Source organism: Streptacidiphilus fuscans (assembly GCF_015690355.1).
In the GTDB taxonomy this organism is placed as follows: Bacteria; Actinomycetota; Actinomycetes; order Streptomycetales; family Streptomycetaceae; genus Streptacidiphilus; species Streptacidiphilus fuscans.
This window is the reverse complement of record NZ_JADPRT010000012.1, coordinates 244458-261664: the sequence shown is the minus strand read 5'-3', so window position 1 is coordinate 261664 and position 17207 is coordinate 244458. Positions and strand designations below refer to the sequence as shown.

Genomic DNA, 17207 nt, shown 5'->3' with positions numbered 1-17207 from the left:
CAACGTCGAGCTCAGCAGTCGAGCTCAGCGTCGAGCTCAGTAGTCGAAGGCGCGCGCTGTGTTGGCGTCGACGGCGGCGGCCATCTCGTCCTCGCCGATGCCCCTGACCTCGGCCATCGCCCGCAGCGTCACCGGGATCAGGTACGGCGCGTTCGGCCGCCCACGGAACGGCGCGGGGGTGAGGAAGGGCGCGTCGGTCTCGACCAGAATCCGGTCCAGCGGGGTGACCGCGAGCGCGGCGCGCAGGTGCTTGTTGGCCGGGAAGGTGACCGGCCCGGCGAAGGAGAGGTAGTAGCCGGCCTCCGCGCAGACCTTGGCCATCTCCTCGTCGCCCGAGTAGCAGTGGAAGACGGTCCGCTCCGGCGCGCCCTCCTCGACCAGGATGCGCAGCACGTCCTCGTGCGCGTCCCGGTCGTGGATGACCAGGGCCTTGCCGTGCCTCTTCGCCAGGGCGATGTGACGTCGGAACGACTCCTGCTGCACCTCGACGCCCTCGGGCCCGGTCCGGAAGTAGTCCAGCCCGGTCTCCCCCACACCGCGCACGTGCGGCAGCGCGGCCAGCGCGTCGATCTCCTCGATCGCCGCGTCCAACGCGGCCATGCCGCCGGGTCCGCGCTTCTGTCCGCTCCACCCGTCCGGGTCACCGAGGACGATCCGCGGGGCCTCGTTGGGGTGCAGGGACACGGTCGCGTGGACGTTCTCGTGCTTCTCCGCGAGCTCGGCGGCCCAGCGCGACCCCGGGATGTCACACCCGACCTGTACGACGGTGGTGACGCCGACGGACGCGGCCTTGGCGAGGATCTCCTCCGGCGTCGCGTCCTGCATGTCCAGGTGCGTGTGCGAGTCTGCGACCGCGACCCGGAGCGCGTCGGGCACCGGCGGCGGCGTGCGGTCTTCGCTCTTCGAGCGGGCCACGGGGAGATCCTTTCAAGACGGGGGACGTTGCAATCAGCCAGGGGCGCGGGGCTCTACTGATATGCGGCTCCGCCGCGCGGGCGCGACAAGCCACTCAATGTGGTGTGTCGCCGAACGAGCAGGCCCATCCCCACAGGGTGGTTGCTCGCGCAGTTCCCCGCGCCCCTGGACGGTGCAACTACTTCTTGTCTTCGAGGCGCGGGAAGAGGATCTCGCCCTTGGTGACGGTCACCCCCGCCGGGAGCGTGCCCCAGCGCGCGGCCTCGTCCACCCGCTGCGCGCCGAGCGCGCCCAGCACGCTCTCCGCGCCGAGGGAGTCCCAGAGCAGGCCGGCGACCCGCGGCATGACCGGGTTCAGCAGGACGGCCAGCGCCCGGAGCGACTCCGCCGCCGCGTAGAGGATCGTGGCGAGGCGGGCCTGGCCCTCGGGCGACTCGTCCTTGGCGACCTTCCACGGCTCCTGCTCGGTGAGGTAGCCGTTGACCTGCTTGACGAAGTCGAAGATCGCGCCGATGCCGCCCGCGAAGTCCAGCTTCTCGCCGATCTTGTCGTCCGCCTCGGCGACGGCCTTGGCCAGGCCCTCCACCAGCGCGGCCTCGGCCGGGCCGGACGCGGTCGCCTCGGGCAGGACGCCGCCGAAGTACTTGCCGACCATCGCCGCGACGCGCGAGGCGAGGTTGCCGAAGTCGTTGGCCAGCTCGGAGGTGTAGCGGGCGGAGAAGTCCTCCCACGAGAACGAGCCGTCCGTGCCGAACGGGATCGCGCGCAGGAAGTAGTAGCGGTAGGCGTCCACGCCGAAGTGCTTGGTCAGGTCCTGCGGCGCGATGCCGGTCAGGTTCGACTTGCTCATCTTCTCGCCGCCGACCATCAGCCAGCCGTTGGCGACCACGCGCTTGGGCAGCGGCAGGCCGTTGGCCATCAGCATGGCGGGCCAGATCACCGCGTGGAAGCGGAGGATGTCCTTTCCGACCAGGTGCACGTCGGCCGGGAAGGTCGCGTCGAACTTCGCCTGGTCGGAGCCGTAGCCGACGGCCGTGGCGTAGTTGAGCAGGGCGTCGACCCACACGTAGATGACGTGCTTCGGGTCCCAGGGGATCTGGACGCCCCAGTCGAAGGTGGAGCGGGAGATGGAGAGGTCCTGGAGGCCCTGCTCGACGAAGCGGACGACCTCGTTGCGTGCGGACTCGGGCTGGATGAAGCCCGGGTTGGCCGCGTAGAACTCCAGCAGCTTCGGGCCGTACTCGGAGAGCTTGAAGAAGTAGTTCTCCTCCTTCAGCATCTCCACGGGCTTCTTGTGGATCGGGCAGAGCTTCTGGCCGGCGAACTCGCCCTCGCCGTCCAGGAGTTCACCCGGAGCCTTGTACTCCTCGCAGCCGACGCAGTACGGGCCCTCGTAACCGCCCTGGTAGATCTCGCCCTTGTCGTAGAGGTCCTGGACGAACTCCTGCACCCGGGCCGTGTGGCGGTCCTCGGTGGTGCGGATGAAGTCGTCGTTGGCGATCTCCAGGTGCTCCCAGAGCGGCTTCCAGGCCTCCTCGACCAGCTTGTCGCACCACTCCTGCGGAGTGACGCCGTTGGCCTCGGCGGTGCGCATGATCTTCTGACCGTGCTCGTCCGTGCCGGTGAGGTACCACACCTGCTCGCCGCGCTGGCGGTGCCAGCGGGTCAGCACGTCGCCTGCGACGGTGGTGTAGGCGTGGCCCAGGTGCGGGCGGTCGTTGACGTAGTAGATCGGCGTCGAGACGTAGTAGCTCTTACCGGGATTCTGGACGGCGGTCATGCCGTAATGGTATCGGGCCGGGCCCTGCCCCTCGTCCGCGTGATCAGCCCTTGAGAGGGACGCTCAGCGGGAGGGGCGGGAGCGACCCGGAATCAGCCTGCTCAGCCCTGCTGAGCCGCGTTCACCCGTGGCGACGGCGCAGGTGCCAGTGGAACGGGAGGTGCAGCCGGCGCCTCGGACGGGGCTCCGCCGGCGCGAGCGGGGTGGGCCCCTCGACGCCCTCCGCGTTCCCCTCCGCATTCACCTCCGCCGCCTTCTCCCCGCTCGTCGCCTTCGCGGCGGCCCGCGGGTGGCGCGGCTCGCGCGGCGGACGCGGAGTCGCGGGGGCCGCGGCCTGGGCCGCGCTCCAGCTGGCGACGGCCGAGGCCACCCGGCCGGCGGCCATGATGCGGACGTGCTCGCCGCCGCAGCCGGGGCAGGACGGGTGGGTCAGCGGGGACGGGACCGGCACGCCGTTGGCCCGGTAGCGATAGACCATCCGACCGTTGACGTCGACCGCATGCTCGATCTCGTACGCCTGTTCCCAGCCGTAGCCGCAGTTCAGACAGGCGAAGGAGTAGGCCTCATGGGCCGTCTCCATGGGCGGTCGGCTGCTCGGCGCGGAGGTTTCGCTCATCACGTGCTCCCGGTGCCCGCCGGAGCCCTCGCCCCGGCCGGGACTTTCTCGTCCCATGGTTTCCCGGAGAAATGCCGTCGATCACGGTGGCGCGAATTCTTTGGGGAGAGTTGGTTCTTCTTGACGCGGCCGGGATCTGCACAGATGGATTCCGGGGCGTTTCTTTAGCCGTTATTTGCCTATTCCGACACCGTACGCCCCTTTCACTCCGGACGTAAGCGGGGACGCCACAGCCTGAGCCGCACTCGAACGGCGCAGAGAAGTCGCAGACCAGGACCCCTCCGTACACGGCGCATGCGCCGGTTACGCACGCCCCGGAGCGGCGCTCTTCGCGGCCACCACCGCGTCGAAGACCTCGCGCTTGGGAAGGCCCGCCTCGGTGGCCACGGCGGCGATCGCCTCCTTGCGGTGCTCGCCCGCGTCCACCCGGACGGCGACCCGGCGGGCCAGCTCTGCGGCGTCCACCGCGGCGGGTGCGGCGGCTGGGGCGCCCGAGACGACGACGGTGATCTCGCCCCGGACGCCCTCCTCGGCCCACGCGGCGAGCTCGGCCAGCGTTCCGCGCTTGACCTCCTCGTACGTCTTGGTCAGCTCGCGGCAGACGGCTGCGGCCCGCTCCCCGCCGAACGTCTGGGCCATCGCGGTCAGCGAGTCGTCGATCCGGTGCGGCGACTCGAAGAAGACCATGGTCCGCGGCTCGGCCACGAGCTCACGCAGCCGCGCGGAGCGCTCCCCGCCCTTGCGCGGCAGGAAGCCCTCGAAGCAGAACCGGTCCACCGGCAGCCCGGACAGTGCGAGCGCGGTCAGCACCGCGGACGGGCCGGGGACAGCGGTGATCCGCACGCCCGCGTCGACGGCCGCCGCGACCAGCCGGTACCCGGGGTCGGAGACCGAGGGCATCCCCGCGTCGGTGACCAGCAGCACCCGGGCGCCGTTCTGCAGCGCCTCGACCAGCTCCGGGGTCCGGCCGACCTCGTTCCCCTCGAAGTACGACACCACCCGCCCAGTGGGGGCCACGCCCAGCGCCTGCGAGAGACGGCGCAGGCGCCGCGTGTCCTCGGCGGCGACGACGTCGGCCTCGGCCAGCTCCTTGGCGAGACGCGGCGGGGCGTCCTCGACGTCGCCGATGGGGGTGCCTGCGAGAACGAGTAGACCAGTCACCCGCCCATCGTCCCATCCTCTCGCCGCTTCCTCCGCGAGCGGGACAGTCGTGCGCGAATCCCGACAAGACCACCACCGGTCCCACCCGTCCCGCGTCCGTCACGCGCCGGTCCGGCGCCTGTCCGGGATCCGGACCCTCGCGTCGACAGGTTCCGCCCCTACGATGCTCGCGTGGATGAACACAGGACGGACACGCTGACCGCTGCGGCGCCCGGGGACGCCCGGGACGACGGCACGCCCGGTGCGAGCCCGCGCCGTCGGCATCCGCTGACGACCTGGCAGCGTCGGCTCGGCCGGTACGGCTACCGCGCCGCCGACCCGACGCCGCTGCGGGAGCGGCTGGTGCCGCCGATGCCGGACGGCCCCGGCGTCGACGTCGGCGCGCCGTCGCCGGTGCTGGCCAGGCTGGGTCTGCGGATCCCGCCGGGGCTGTGGCTGTTCCTGTGCCGCTGGGCGGGGTGGATCGGGCCGCTGGCGATCACTCTGGTCGCCGGGATCACGATCTTCTGGAACCTGGGCAACCCGCACGCGATCATCTTCGACGAGACCTACTACGCCAAGGACTCCTGGTCCATCTGGCACTTCGGGTACGAGCGCAACTGGGCGGACAACGCCAACACGCTGATCATGCAGCACCCGCAGAAGATCCCGACGCCGACCGGCGCCGAGTTCATCGCGCACCCGCCGGCGGGCAAGTGGGTGATCGGCATCGGAGAGATGATCTTCGGGCTCAACCCCTTCGGCTGGCGCTTCATGGTCGCCGTGCTGGGCACCCTGGCCGTGCTGATGGTCTGCCGGATCGGCCGCCGTCTGTTCCGCTCCACGCTGCTGGGCTGCGTCGCCGGTCTGCTGCTGACCTGCGACGGCATGCACTTCGTGATGAGCCGGACCGGCCTGCTGGACCAGGTGGTCATGTTCTGGGCGCTCTGCGCCTTCGGACTGCTGCTGATCGACCGGGACCGCAGCCGGGCGCGCCTGGCCGACCTGGTCGGCGCGACCGCCGACAACCCGGACGCGGCGCCGAACGACGAGCTGGCCACCGCCGCCCGCCTGGGCTGGCGTCCCTACCGGCTGCTGGCGGGCGTCTGCCTGGGCCTGGACTGCGCCACCAAGTGGAACGGCCTCTGGTTCGTCGCCTTCTTCGGCGTGATGACGGTGCTGTGGGACGCGGGGGCACGCAAGGCCGCGGGTGCACGGCGGCCCTACCGGACCGCGCTGCTCCACGACACGCCGCTGGCGTTCGTCTGGATGGTGCCGGTGGCCCTGGTCACCTACGTCGCGGCCTGGTCCGGCTGGCTGTTCACCAGCGGCGGCTACGACCGCACCTGGGCCGACGGCCGCAAGGGCCTGTCCCCCTCGTCGATCGGCCCGCTGCACAACCTGCCGCAGTTCGACATGAGCTGGGTGCCCGCGCCGCTGCGCAGCCTGTGGCACTACCACTCGGAGATCTGGAACTTCAACACCAACCTGCACACCCCGCACACCTACATGTCCAACCCCTGGAGCTGGTTGGTCAACGGGCGGCCGGTCTCCTTCTACTACGAGTCGCCGACCAACGGTCAGAGCGGCTGCCACGTGGCGCAGTGCTCCAGCGAGGTGCTGGCGATCGGCACCCCGCTGCTGTGGTGGACGGCGACCTTCGCGCTGGTCTACTGCCTGTACCGGTGGCTGCTGCGCCGCGACTGGCGGGCGGGCGCGATCGCCTGCGGCATCCTGGCGGGCTACCTGCCGTGGTTCCAGTGGCAGCAGCGGACGATCTTCCTCTTCTACACGATCGCCTTCGAGCCGTACCTGGCGCTCGCGGTGGCGTTCCTGATCGGCGCGCTGCTCGGTTCGGCGCGGGCGCGGGGGGACCGGCGACTGCTGGGCGGCATCGCGGCGGGCGTGCTGGTCGTGGCGATCATGGCCAACTTCCTCTACTTCCTCCCGCTTTACGACGCCCAGGTCATTCCGATCGACAGTTGGCGCGCGCGGATGTGGTGGCCGACCTGGATCTGACCTGCCGTCGGATTCCCCGCTCACCATCCAGATCTGGATTCAGGGGGCACGAACGGGTCACAGAGTCCGCACAAGTTCATCGATTCCCCCTGCCATGACCGGCCTGGCACGCATACGATCCGATTGATTGGGTCGTATGTGTGCCATCAGGCACGGGGGGATTCGGCAGACAATGAACAAAGCGGCGAAAATCGCCGTCGCCACCACGGTGACGGCCATGCTGGCAGGCGGCGCGTACGCCGCGTTCAACATCGTGCACGCCGTGGTCGGGGGCGGCGGTGACAGCAGCGACACGAGCTCGGCGGCGAACGTCGATCCGACCGCGATGGCCACCAAACCGCCCAGCAACACGGACGCACAGAAGCTCGCCACCGCCTTCCTGCAGACCTGGCAGAGCGGCCCCGCCCACTACGGCGGCGCGGCCAGCGACACCGACTTCCCCACCAACGCACTAGCGGCACTGCAGAGTTACCACGACGGGCTGGCCCTCACCGGCATCGCCTTCACCGGCATCACCGCCGCAGGCCCCGACCCGCAACTGACCGGCGCGACCAAGGTGAACTTCACCGTCACGGCCCAGGTCAAGGGCGGCACCTGGACCTATCCGGGCACGCTGGACGTGGTGCAGAGTGCCAGCGGCGGCACCCAGGCCGTGCACTGGGCGTCCTCCGTGCTCTACCCCAAGCTGACTGACGGCCAGAACGTCACGGCCGGGCCGATCCCCAATGCCTCCGGCGGGTCGGCCACCGTCCTGGACGACAAGGGCAAGCCGCTCACGGCTGCGCAGTTCCCGTCCCTGGCGGACATCCTGAACCAGCTGCGCGCGAACGGCGCGGGCCTGGCCACCGGGTCGTCCGGCAGCGGCGTGTCTGTCGTCGACTCCGCCGGCAGCCCGGCCGGCATCACCGCCACGGTCTTCCAGGCGCCGACCGGGGCCGTCCTCAAGACCACCCTGGACGCGGGGCTCCAGGCCGCCGCCGAACGCGCCGTGCAGGACAACCACATCAACGGCATGCCCTCCGGCGTGGTGGCGATCGACCACCACACCGGGGAGATCCGGGCGATCGCCTACAGCGGCAGCACCGACCTGGCCATCAACGACTGGTCGGCCCCCGGCTCGACCATGAAGATCATCACTGCTGCCACGCTGATGGACCAGGCGGGCATGAACCCGGACACCCCGGCCTCCTGCCCGCCCACCACCCAGGTCAACGGCCAGCTCTTCCACAACGTGGACAACGAGCACGCAACCGGCTCCGACATGCGGACCGCGTTCGAGATGTCCTGCAACACCGCCTTCATCGACCTGCTCGACAACGCCTGGGGTACCCACAACCAGCCGCACCTGGACTCGGTCGCCAACGAGGCGACGGACGTCTTCGGCATCGGCAGCTGGCACATCGGTGTCGCCAGCAGGGACCCGCAGATCCAGGCCGCGCCGAACCGCAACTTCCTGGCCGGGGACGCCATCGGACAGGGCGACGACGCCGCCAGCCCGTTGGTGATGGCCTCGGTGGCGGCCACAGTCGCCCACGGCGGGTTCCTGCAGCCGATCCTGGTCCCCGGGCTGCCGCAGACCCCGGCGCCGCAGCAGATGAACCCGACGACCGCACAGAACCTGCGCGACATGATGCGCGACACCGCCCAGTACGGCACCGCCGCACCCCGCACCGCGGGCATGAGCGGCGTCGGCGCCAAGACCGGCACGGCCGAGGTCGGCAACAGCACGAACGGCTGGTTCGTCGCCTTCGACGACAACATCGCGGTGGCGGCCGAGGTGGTCGGCGGCAGCACGGGCGTGGGCTCCGCCGGCTATGTCGCCACGGACGTCCTCCAGGCCGACCAGTGACGGTCCGTCAATCGACGTTGCCGACGCGTCAGACGCTCGACCCGTAGACGTCCTGCAGGTTGTCCCTCGGGGCCGGGCGGTGGTTGGCCGCCGGGCCCTGGGCGAAGGCGGTGAGCAGGTTCTCCGTCGCCTTGGTGACGAAGCGCGCCGTGCGCGCGTCCATGCCGTGGTCGCCGTAGTCGTCGTGGCCGCCCGCCATCAGGCCCTCGACCCAGCGCATCGTGCCCGAGGCGAAGACGCCCGCACCGCTGCGGGCGGTGTAGTAGGCCGTGTCCGAGTGGCTGTGGTTGCCGTTGCAGACCAGCGGCGAGTGGGCCAGGATCTCGATCGGCCGCGGCGTCGGCGCGCTCGGGGTGACCCGGTCGTACTCGACGCCGATCAGGTGCGCGAACGAGTCGCCCGCCTTCACCCCCGTGCCCGCGAAGAGCCAGTGGTCGGGGGTCTGCACCACGTAGGGGGCGTCGGTCGGGTAGCCCTCGTAGAAGACGCCGGTCATCGACGACTCCGGGTCGGGGGCGGGGCCGGAGCGGAAATCGGTGGTGGTCAGCGCCCGGTCGGTCCAGTAGACCGGGTCGTCGCGGTAGTCCGTCTTGTAGCAGACCACCGTCCGCCCGGCGTCCTCGATCCGAATCCGGCGGAAGCAGGTGTTCGCGCCGAGGAAGGCAACGTTGGTGCCGGTGTCCCTGGCCTTGGTGACGTAGCCGCGCTGCTCCGGGGTCCAGTACTCGTCGTGGCCGAGGGAGATCAGCGCCGTCGCCCCGCTCAGGATCGACGGATCGTTGTGCACGTCGACGCCCGTCGTGTAGGCAACCGGCAGGCCGAGCCGCTCCGCGAGGACGACCAGGGCGCGCTCGTAGACCAGGAACTTGACCGCACCGTTGTCGTCGTAGGGCCGGGCGAAGGAGACCTTGAGCGCCCGGGCGTCGTAGCTGCCGTCCGCACCCTGGTAGAGGCTGGTGCCGCCCCAGGTGTTGTACGCCTGCCAGGTCGCGGTGCCGTGCATCACCAGCACCTTGCCCTGGGCGGACGCCGACCGGACCACCAGCGGGATCCAGCGCTGAGCGCGGTTCTCGGCGTCCAGGCGCAGCAGGTAGGCGCCCTCCGGCCAGCCGGTGGTGTCGACGGTGAGGCTGGGCTTCCAGCGGACCTGGACGGTGCGGGTCGCGCCGACGATCTGCGACGGCGGCTGCCGGTGTCCGGCGATCCGCCCGGACTTCCAGACCAGCCGGGCCTGGTCGCCGCCGTACCAGCCGACGCGGTAGGCGGAGACGGTGAAGCCGGGCGCCGTGGTGGAGACGCGCAGCGTCAGCTTCTCGCCCGGACGGAGGGACGCCTGGTCGGCGAAGCCCTCGACGTCCTCCTGCGCGCCCTGGTGGGTCATCCGCCAGTCGGCAGCGCCGGGCTTGGCGTTCTCGCGGGCGGTCGCGTTCGCCGCGGAGGCGGGCGACGCGTCCACCGACTTGGCGGACGTCGCGTGCGTGGCCGTCGAACCGGAGTCGCACGCGGCGAGACCCAGCCCGGCCCCGGTGGCGGCTGCTGCCGCTCCCAGCACCGTCCGACGCCGCACTCCCCGCCGACCTTCGTCCTGCACCGCCGGTTCCCCTTCCCACAACCGTTGCTACGAACATTCCATGTGTTTCCTGAATGTTCGACTCCCCGCGACGACGATACGCCGGGGGACCGACTCCGGCGTCCGGGAATCGGCCGCGTGGAAGAGCGCCGCAGGTGGGAGAGGTGGCCGCAGATGCCGCGTCAGGACTCGCCGACGCCCGCCAGGACCCCGGTGCCGTCCTCGTCGTCCGTGCGGTCGAACGGCCCCGGTTCGGCGTCCGGCGCGTCCGGGCCGGCGTGGAGCGCGAGCCTGGGCCACAGGAAGAGCAGCGCGGGCAGCTGGAGGTAGCCGAACCGCCCCGCCGGGGCCAGTAGGAACGCGGTGGCGACGCCCAGCGCCAGCCGGTCGCACGCGGCCCGCGCGTTCTGCGGCGGGCGAACCACCAGCCACACGCAGATGGCCAGGCCACCCAGCCCGAGCAGGGCGAGCGAACCCATGCGCCCGGCCGGGCCCAGCTCCGCCAGCAGATGGCCGGGCAGCGGGCTGTCCGCCGGGGTCCGCACCGAGGAGAGGCCGAGCGGGAACCGGATCACCTGCTCCAGCATCGTCCCCGGGAAAGCGACGGCGAACGGAACCACCAACACGCCGCCCACGATCGCCGTCCACAGCGCACTGCGGCGCACCGCGCGCCAGCCGCCGACCTGGTAGAGCAGCAGCAGACCGACCGGCACCGCCGGCCAGGCGGTCCACTTGATCGCGCAGACCAGCCCCAGCACCACGCCCGCCCGGGCCGCGTACCCGCGTCCGGCCAGCGCCATGGCGAAGCAGCAGCCGCCGATCATCGGAAGGTCGACACCGCTGACCGCCGCGGGCAGCGCGACCAGCGGCGAGGCGAGCACCGCTCCCAGCGGCACGGCCAGCCCCGCGGTGCTGCCGCCGCGCAGCAGCTTCCAGGTGGCGACGAGGAAGCCCAGGAAGGCGAGCAGGAACCAGATCCGGACGTCCCCCAGCGCCCCCGGCAGCACCAGGTGCGGCAGGCCGAACAGGGCCATGCCGGGCAGATAGGGCGTGTAGCCCCGCCAGTCCTGCGGATGGAGTATGTAGGGCGACCCGGTGTGCAGCAGCCTGGTCGCCGACTGCTGAACCACCCAGATCTCCGACTGCCCCTCGTTGCGGGCCAGCAGCACGGCCATCGGCACGACCAGCGCGAAGGTGAGCGCCAGCGCGACCGCGACCCGGAACGCACGCGCGCGAGGCAGCAGCGCCGCCGCCAACGCGGCGAGGCCGTACCCGACGGCGGCGGACCAGCCCCAGTAGCGCTGGGCCGGGATGTTGGAGATCAGCGGGAACCCCAGGGCCCAACCGCCGCAGACGAGGGCGCCCAGCACCCAGAGCGTGCGACGGACCAGCCAGGTGCCCTCCGGGCCGACGAAAGCGGCGGCGAACCGCTCGACGCGCGGCCGCGGCACCCTGAGGCGGGTGGCGGCTCTGCTTGCCTCCCCCAAGCGCGCCCGCAAACGCTGCCTCGAACGCTCCCCCGACCGGGCATGAGTCGTCGTCACGATCCCAAGCCTAGAAAGGGACATACCGCGCTGTCGTCACGCTGAAGGGTTGTTCACCCATCCACCCCCAGGTAGGGGTCCGCATGGTCCCGTAAGCCGACCACGAACGGGTTCACTCCCCGGGTTCACGCCCCGGTTGATTCCGGTTCCCTGTCGACGCCGTACGCCGTTCATTCGGGCTGTGCGGTTCACCGGGCTGCGCCGTTCACTCGGGCTGGTCGGTGCCGCCCGCGAGGCCGTGCTCGTAGGCGAAGACCACGGCCTGGGTGCGGTCGCGCAGCTCCAGCTTGGCCAGGATCCGGCCCACATGGGTCTTGATGGTCTGTTCGGAGAGGACCAGCTCGTCCGCGATCTCCGCGTTGGACAGCCCGCGGGCCACCTGGCGCAGGACGTCCAGCTCGCGCGCGGTGAGCGCGGAGACCGCCTCCGGCCGGAGGTTCCCCGCGCGGCGACGGCGTGCCACGTCGGCGATCAGACGCCGGGTCACCGACGGGGCGAGCAGCGCCTGCCCGGCCGCGATCACCCGGACGGCGTTGATCAGGTCCCGTGCGGGCGCGTCCTTGAGCAGGAATCCGCTGGCCCCGCGCGCCAGTGCCTCGTACACGTATTCGTCGAGGTCGAAAGTGGTCAGGATGAGGACGCGCGGTCCGTCCTCCCCGGCCGCGTCGATGATGGCGCCGGTGGCCGTCAGGCCGTCCATGCCCGGCATCCGGATGTCCATCACCACGACGTCGGGCCGGAGTTCACGCGCCAGCCGGATCGCCCGGACGCCGTCGCCGGCCTCGCCGACCAGCTCGATGTCGGACGCCGTGCACAGCAGCGCGCCGAGCCCGTCCCTGACCATCTCCTGGTCGTCCACGAGCAGCACCCGGATCGGGTCGCCCGAGCGGTCCAGCACCTGCCGGGCCTGCTCGTGGGCCTGCTCCGCGCCAGGTTGAGCGCCCCGTTCTGCGCCCGGTACTGCGCCCGGTTCCGCGCCCGGCTCCGGAACCGCCTCAGCCATCGCCCCCGCCCCGGTCATCGATCACCTCGCCCGTCAGGCCGCCCGTGCGGCGGTTCCTGTCCGATTCTCCATGGCGATGGCGTCTCCAGGGCGCCTGGCCGTCCACCGACACGTCGGAGAGTTCGCGAGTGTCGTCGTCCTGCGTCCGTTCGGCCTCAGGCAGCTCGGCGGCGGGAGGCGGTGCGAAGGCCTCGTCCGGCGTCGCGAAGAGGAGCCGGTTCAGCCGCTCCTCCAGGCTGCCGTCGAGACCAGCGGGGAGACCGGCGGCGGCCAGGCCGCCGTCCACCGGCCCGTCCGTCGGCAGTTCGGCGCTCACCTCGAAGCCGCCGTCGGCACGCGGCCCCGCCCGCAACGTGCCGCCGAGCAGCGCGGCGCGTTCGCGCATGCCGGTCAGTCCGTGCCCGCCGTTGCCGCCCGGCGGGACCGCCTCGACGCGGGCGACGGTGCCGCCGTCGTCGGCGACGTTGACCCGGACTTCGGAGCGGGTGCGGTGCACCTCGATGGCAACGCGGGCCCCGGGCGCATGGCGGCCCGCGTTGCTCAGCGCCTCCTGGACGATCCGGTACGCCGAGACGTCGACCACGCCCGGCGTCCGCTCCGGGCCGCCGGTCAGTGTGAGGTCGACCTGCATGCCCGCCTGGCGGGCGGCGCGGACCATGTCGGGGATGCTGTCGATCCCCGGCTGCGGCGCGCGCTCGGCGCCCTCGTCCTCCTCGCGGAGCAGCCCGATCACCCGGCGCATCTCGGTGAGCGCGGTGGTGGACGCCTCCCGGATGGCGGCCAGGGTGCGCCGGGTCTGCTCGGGCAGGCCCGGCTCCTTGTACGGCGCGGCCTCGGCCTGGATCGCGATCATCGACATGTGGTGGGCGACGACGTCGTGGAGCTCGCGGGCGATCCGGCTGCGCTCCTCCAGCACCGCCTGCCGCGCCAGCCCGGCTCTGCGCTGCTGCTCGGCCTGCTCCAGATGGCGCTCCGCCTCCAGCCGGGAGTGGATCGACTCCCCCAGCACCAGCACGAGGGTCACCGCCACCACCGCGACGGCGAAGACCACCGGCGGCATCCCGACCAGCAGCGTCGCGGGCAGCAGTACGGCGCCCGCGACCAGCACGTCCACCGCGAAGGCGATCTCGCGGCCGTAGCGCTGCGCGACCACGAAGAGCAGCACGACGTAGCCGCAGCAGGAGCCGACCGGCCAGGGCCAGAACGGTGTGGGGACGTGCCCCACCTCGGCGAAGGTCGCCAGCGTCATGCCGAGCGTGCAGATCCGCCAGGCGGCCAGCGGCCGGGCGACGACGAGGAGCAGCGGCAGCGTCTGCACCGCCGCGAGCGCCCAGGCCAGGCTGCCGGGCACCAGCCCGGTCAGCTGCTCGTTGGCCGTCACGGCCAGGACCGCGACCACCAGCGAACCGGCCACGGCGAGCCCGATCCGCGCGGACAGGTTCAGCCCGGGGGCCAGTGCCACCGGCCGGTCCGGCGCCGCCCACGCGGCATCCCGGATCAGCCGCGCGCCGCGGCTACCCCGCCGCCAGACCCGCGCTGCCTGCTCCTGCAGTGCTCCGCCCATGACGACTTCAGCGTAGGCCCTGACGGGCCGCAACGGCCGGACGACGGACGGTCGGGGCGGCCGCGTCCCGTCACTGCTCGGGAGGCGCGCGGCAACCCACTCACAGCATCAGAACGCGGCCATTGACCCTCTGCCAGATTGGCCTATACCTTCCCTCTCATTGGTCTATGCCAATGCCGCTGCTCCGCACCGTCTCGCGGTCCTCCCCGCACCGCCTCCGCGCTCCATCCCGCCGAGGAGAGTCCATGCCTGCGATCCGTCGCGCCTCCGTCAGAAGAACCGCCGTCGCCACCGCCGCGGCGGCCTGCGCCCTCGCGCTGCTCGGTGGAGCACCCGCCCACGCCGCCGCGCCTGCCTCCAGCACCAGTAGCAGTGACCGCGGCAACAACCAGAAGCAGCTGATCGGTTACTTCACCCAGTGGGGCATCTACTCCGGCTTCGACGAGAAGAACCTGATCACCTCCGGTGAGATCAAGCACCTCACCGAGCTCGACTACGCGTTCAGCAACATCTCCGCCGACGGCCTCTGCGCGAGTGGCGACAGCTGGGCCGACTACCAGCGTCCGTTCGCCGCCACCGAGTCCGTCAACGGCCAGGCCGACGCCTCCGGCCAGGCGCTGATGGGCAACTTCAACCAGCTGCGCGAGCTCAAGGCCGCCTACCCGCACCTCAAGATCGTGATGTCGATCGGCGGCTGGTCCTGGTCCGGCAACTTCTCCGCAGTCGCCGCCACCGCCGCGTCGCGGCAGAAGTTCGTCGCCTCCTGCGTCGACCAGTACCTCAAGGGGGACATCCCCGGCCTGCCCGCCGGGGCCGCCGCCGGGATCTTCGACGGGTTCGCGATCGACTGGGAGTACCCGGACGAGCCCGGCAACGGCAACCCCTACGGGCCCCAGGACACCGCGAACTTCACCTCCCTGATGCAGGAGTTCCGCACCCAGCTGACCGCCGCCGGGGCGCAGAGCGGCGAGCGCTACCTGCTCACCGCCAACACCTCGGCCAGCCCTGCCGTCGCCGCCAAGGTGCAGCTCCGCCAGGTGGCCAAGGTCGTCGACTGGTTCAACGTCATGACCTTCGACTACCACGGCAGTTGGGAGCCTGCCGGCCCGACCGACTTCGCCTCTGGGTTGACCCAGGACCCGCGCGACCCCAACCCGGCGAACAACCGGTTCAGCGTCGCCCAGGCCGTGTCGTACTACGAATCCCAGGGCGTCCAGCCGAGCAAGATCGGCATCGCCATCCCCTACTACGCCCACGAGTGGACCGGCGTGGCCCCGGGACCGAACGGGGACGGCCTCTTCCAGACCGCCACCGCGGGCGGCGGCACGCCGAACTACAACCAGGTCGTCACCGCACCCGGCAAGACCTACTGGGACCCGCTGGCCCAGGAGCCCTACAAGTACGACGCGGCCTCCGGCACCTTCTACACCTACGACAACCCGCTCTCCGTCTTCATCAAGGGCCGGTACATCCAGGACCAGGGCCTGCGCGGCACCTTCGTCTGGTCCATGGACGGCGACACCAGCGACGGCAGCCTGACCGCCGCTCTCGGCGCAGGGCTCGGCATCGGTTCCGACAACTGACCCTCCGACATTTGCCCCTCCCACCACCGTCCCTGCGCGGCGCGGACCGACACCCGACCCGTCAGTCCGCGCCGCGTAGGCGCGAGTGCTTGATGCTGTACCCGAAGTAGATCAACGCCGCCCCCGTGAGCCACGCCGCGAAGAACCCGAAGGTCAACGTGTGCAGCCCCGAGATCACATAGATACACGCCGCCACTGACAGCAGCGGTGTGACCGGGAAGCCCGGCACCCGGAACCCGCGCGGCATGTCCGGGTGCGTGCGGCGCAGCACCATCACGCCGATCGAGACGACGGTGAACGCCACCAGCGTGCCCAGGCTGGTCAGGTCGGCGAGCACGTCGAGCGGCACGAAACCGGCCAGCAGCGACACGCCGATGCTCACCACCACGGTGTTCCAGACCGGCGTCCCGGTGCGCGGCGAGACGCTGGCGAAGGCGGGCGGCAGCATCCCGTCCCGGCCCATCGTGTAGAGGATGCGGGTCTGGCCGTAGATGACGACGAGGGTGACGCTGAAGATCGAGGCGATCGCCCCCAGCGCGAACATGATGGACGGCCAGGTCTGTCCGGTGACGTCCCGCAGGATCTGGGCCAGGCCCGCCTGCTGGCCCTGGAACAGCGTCCACTTCTGCGCGCCGACGGCCGCCAGCGCCACCGCGATGTACAGGGCGGTGACCACGATCAGCGCGATGAGGATCGCGCGGGGCAGCGTCCGGTGCGGCTCGCGGACCTCCTCGCCCGCCGTGGAGACGGCGTCCAGCCCGATGAAGGAGAAGAAGATGCTGGACGCGGCGGTGCTGATGCCCGAGAAGCCGAGCGGCGCGAAGGGCTTGAGGTTGGAGCTCTGGAAGCCACTGAAGGCGATCGCCACGAACAGCAGCAGGACGACGAGCTTGACCCCGACCATCACCGCGTTGAGCGTCGCGGACTCCTTGGTGCCGCGCACCAGCAGCAGGCAGCAGAGCGTCACCAGCACCATCGCCGGCACGTTGACGTAGCCGCCGTCGCCGGGCGGCTGGGCGATCACGTTCGGCAGGGTGAATCCGAAGGCGTCGTGGAAGAACTCGTTGAGGTACTGCCCCCACCCGACCGACACCGCCGAGGCAGACACCCCGTACTCCAGCAGCAGGCAGGCCCCGACCCCGAACGCGACGATCTCGCCGAGCGTGGCGTAGGCGTACGAGTACGAGGAGCCGGACACCGGGATCGCCGAGGCCAGTTCGGCGTAGCAGAGCGCAGTGAGCCCGGCCGTGATCGCCGCGATGACGAAGGAGACGACGACGGCCGGACCCGCCTCCGGCACCGAGGTGTTGAGCACGAAGAAGATGCCGGTGCCGACGGTCGCGCCGATCCCGATCGCGGAGAGCTGCAGCAGCCCGATCGACCGCGTCAGATGCGGGCCGGTCCCCGCCGGCGTCCCACCGGCCCCCGGTGGCGGGGTCTCGATGTCGCCGCTGCTCTCGGCCATCAGCTGGGCCACCGACTTCCGACGCAGCAGCTGCTTGGCCAGCGGAGTGGAGGGCGGCGTGGGCGGGGTGGCCAAAGGGACGTTCGGGGGCGTCATATGACGTATCGTCGCATGAAAAACGGACAAACTCTGACAAACAATACGGGCCAGCGGCCGTCG

Annotated in this window: 12 protein-coding genes; 3 read left to right on the top strand and 9 right to left on the bottom strand. The window is 71.2% G+C overall.

The genetic code is table 11. The features are described from left to right. Positions 1-36: 36 nt before the first annotated feature. The 4 genes from I2501_RS26820 to rsmI all read right to left on the bottom strand — a co-directional run bounded on the left by I2501_RS26820 (position 37) and on the right by rsmI (position 4472). Complete coding sequence (locus I2501_RS26820; protein ID WP_196196795.1) at positions 37-915, bottom strand: TatD family hydrolase; 879 nt, start codon at positions 913-915, stop codon at positions 37-39. A gap of 178 nt (positions 916-1093) precedes the next feature. Then, on the bottom strand, positions 1094-2695 hold the full coding sequence (gene metG, locus I2501_RS26815; protein WP_196196794.1) for a methionine--tRNA ligase: 1602 nt from the start codon (positions 2693-2695) through the stop codon (positions 1094-1096). A gap of 121 nt (positions 2696-2816) precedes the next feature. Continuing rightward, the gene (locus tag I2501_RS26810) at positions 2817-3311 is read right to left on the bottom strand and encodes a hypothetical protein (RefSeq protein ID WP_196196793.1); all 495 of its coding nucleotides are present in this window, start codon (positions 3309-3311) and stop codon (positions 2817-2819) included. A gap of 303 nt (positions 3312-3614) precedes the next feature. Beyond that, positions 3615-4472: a 16S rRNA (cytidine(1402)-2'-O)-methyltransferase gene (gene rsmI / locus I2501_RS26805; protein WP_196196792.1), complete on the bottom strand. Its 858-nt coding sequence runs from the start codon at positions 4470-4472 to the stop codon at positions 3615-3617. 171 nt (positions 4473-4643) lie between these two features. On the opposite strand from rsmI, the gene I2501_RS26800 reads away from it, so the two are divergent. After that, entirely contained in the window at positions 4644-6470 is a 1827-nt protein-coding gene (locus I2501_RS26800) for a dolichyl-phosphate-mannose--protein mannosyltransferase (RefSeq protein ID WP_328806656.1), read from the top strand. A gap of 172 nt (positions 6471-6642) precedes the next feature. Beyond that, positions 6643-8319, top strand: coding sequence for a penicillin-binding transpeptidase domain-containing protein (locus I2501_RS26795; protein WP_196196791.1), 1677 nt, complete (start codon positions 6643-6645; stop codon positions 8317-8319). A gap of 28 nt (positions 8320-8347) precedes the next feature. On the opposite strand, the gene I2501_RS26790 is transcribed toward I2501_RS26795, so the two are convergent. The 4 genes from I2501_RS26790 to I2501_RS26775 form a co-directional block, all read right to left on the bottom strand. Continuing rightward, entirely contained in the window at positions 8348-9910 is a 1563-nt protein-coding gene (locus tag I2501_RS26790; protein WP_328806655.1) for a N,N-dimethylformamidase beta subunit family domain-containing protein, read from the bottom strand. A 161-nt stretch (positions 9911-10071) separates the two neighbouring features. Then, positions 10072-11340, bottom strand: a complete 1269-nt coding sequence (locus I2501_RS26785; protein WP_196196790.1) for a glycosyltransferase 87 family protein — start codon at positions 11338-11340, stop codon at positions 10072-10074. 298 nt (positions 11341-11638) lie between these two features. Continuing rightward, complete coding sequence (locus I2501_RS26780) at positions 11639-12436, bottom strand: response regulator (protein WP_196196789.1); 798 nt, start codon at positions 12434-12436, stop codon at positions 11639-11641. After that, positions 12429-14000, bottom strand: a complete 1572-nt coding sequence (locus tag I2501_RS26775; RefSeq protein WP_196196788.1) for a sensor histidine kinase — start codon at positions 13998-14000, stop codon at positions 12429-12431. The genes I2501_RS26780 and I2501_RS26775 overlap by 8 nt, the downstream gene beginning before the upstream one ends. Before the next feature lie 245 nt (positions 14001-14245). Between I2501_RS26775 and I2501_RS26770 the strand changes: the two genes are divergently transcribed. Continuing rightward, positions 14246-15583, top strand: coding sequence for a glycoside hydrolase family 18 protein (locus I2501_RS26770; protein ID WP_196196787.1), 1338 nt, complete (start codon positions 14246-14248; stop codon positions 15581-15583). A 61-nt stretch (positions 15584-15644) separates the two neighbouring features. Here the strand turns inward: I2501_RS26770 and I2501_RS26765 are convergent, their stop codons facing one another. After that, entirely contained in the window at positions 15645-17144 is a 1500-nt protein-coding gene (locus I2501_RS26765; RefSeq protein WP_236047243.1) for an APC family permease, read from the bottom strand. Between the last annotated feature and the right edge of the window lie 63 nt (positions 17145-17207).

Excerpts from the sequence above, each read along its gene's own strand:
- metG (WP_196196794.1), bottom strand. The coding sequence starts at position 2,695 with ATGACCGCCGTCCAGAATCCCGGTAAGAGCTACTACGTCTCGACGCCG.
- I2501_RS26810 (WP_196196793.1), bottom strand. The coding sequence starts at position 3,311 with ATGAGCGAAACCTCCGCGCCGAGCAGCCGACCGCCCATGGAGACGGCC.
- I2501_RS26795 (WP_196196791.1), top strand. The coding sequence starts at position 6,643 with ATGAACAAAGCGGCGAAAATCGCCGTCGCCACCACGGTGACGGCCATG.
- I2501_RS26780 (WP_196196789.1), bottom strand. The coding sequence starts at position 12,436 with ATGGCTGAGGCGGTTCCGGAGCCGGGCGCGGAACCGGGCGCAGTACCG.
- I2501_RS26775 (WP_196196788.1), bottom strand. The coding sequence starts at position 14,000 with ATGGGCGGAGCACTGCAGGAGCAGGCAGCGCGGGTCTGGCGGCGGGGT.
- I2501_RS26770 (WP_196196787.1), top strand. The coding sequence starts at position 14,246 with ATGCCTGCGATCCGTCGCGCCTCCGTCAGAAGAACCGCCGTCGCCACC.
- I2501_RS26765 (WP_236047243.1), bottom strand. The coding sequence starts at position 17,144 with ATGACGCCCCCGAACGTCCCTTTGGCCACCCCGCCCACGCCGCCCTCC.